The organism is Photobacterium alginatilyticum, assembly GCF_009910675.1.
Taxonomy (GTDB): domain Bacteria; phylum Pseudomonadota; class Gammaproteobacteria; order Enterobacterales; family Vibrionaceae; genus Photobacterium; species Photobacterium alginatilyticum.
Window position 1 is genome coordinate 1 of sequence record NZ_RSEJ01000144.1, and the last position, 908, is coordinate 908.

Consider the following 908-nt stretch of genomic DNA (forward strand, 5'->3'; position numbering starts at 1 on the left):
TAGTCACTTAACCATACAACCCCAAGGAGTTTTTTTATTTTCACTTTTCAAAAAAGTGAAGACAAAAGCGTATGTTCAAACAACCAAGGTTTACGTCACCTACATTCGATCAAGAAATGTAAGGACATTGGTTTTTTCGCCGGACTCTTCTTTTATTTTCACTTTTGAAAAAGTGAAGACAAAAGTACAAGACACTTGAATGTGTATTGCTTGAGAACTCGTTTCATCTCGCGATGAAACATTTTAATTCAACCTAGTGGTTGAATTTACTAGTCAGCTTTCCAGATTGTTAAAGAGCATGTGTTTCGTTATCTCCGTGGAGATAAAAGATCCACTCTCTAAATATTTTCGAACGTAATAAGCAGAGACACAAAATCGACCCAACGGCTATATTTCGCCATTGAATCTGCGCGTCGTGCAGAAAATATTTAGAGAGTGGTGGAGCTATGCGGGATCGAACCGCAGACCTCTTCGCTGCCAGCGAAGCGCTCTCCCAGCTGAGCTATAGCCCCATATATATGGTGTCTTCTTAAAAGAAGTCTTTTTCTTTAGGCAAGGCATCGTAATTCGACGTTTAGTTCGCTAAACGAGAAATGCGATAACGCAGCCAAAAGGAAAAGTGGTGGGCGATACCGGGCTCGAACCAGTGACCCCCTCCTTGTAAGGGAGGTGCTCTCCCAACTGAGCTAATCGCCCACGATAGTTTTCTCTTGTCTTCACTTTAAAAAAGTGAAATCAAAAGCCATTCTTCGTGGAAAGAATGGTGGGTCGTGCAGGATTCGAACCTGCGACCAATTGATTAAAAGTCAACTGCTCTACCAACTGAGCTAACGACCCATGGCGTCCCGTAGGGGAGTCGAACCCCTGTTACCGCCGTGAAAGGGCGGTGTCCTAGGCCTCTAGACGAA

At 43.7% G+C, this 908-nt stretch carries 4 tRNA genes; all 4 read right to left on the reverse strand.

Annotated elements, in window-relative coordinates:
• Positions 1-436: 436 nt before the first annotated feature.
• Positions 437-512: transfer RNA gene (locus tag EIZ48_RS28400), tRNA-Ala, on the reverse strand.
• A 108-nt stretch (positions 513-620) separates the two neighbouring features.
• A tRNA-Val gene (locus tag EIZ48_RS28405) sits at positions 621-696 on the reverse strand.
• A 65-nt stretch (positions 697-761) separates the two neighbouring features.
• Positions 762-837: transfer RNA gene (locus tag EIZ48_RS28410), tRNA-Lys, on the reverse strand.
• 1 nt (position 838) lies between these two features.
• Positions 839-908, reverse strand: a tRNA-Glu gene (locus tag EIZ48_RS28415).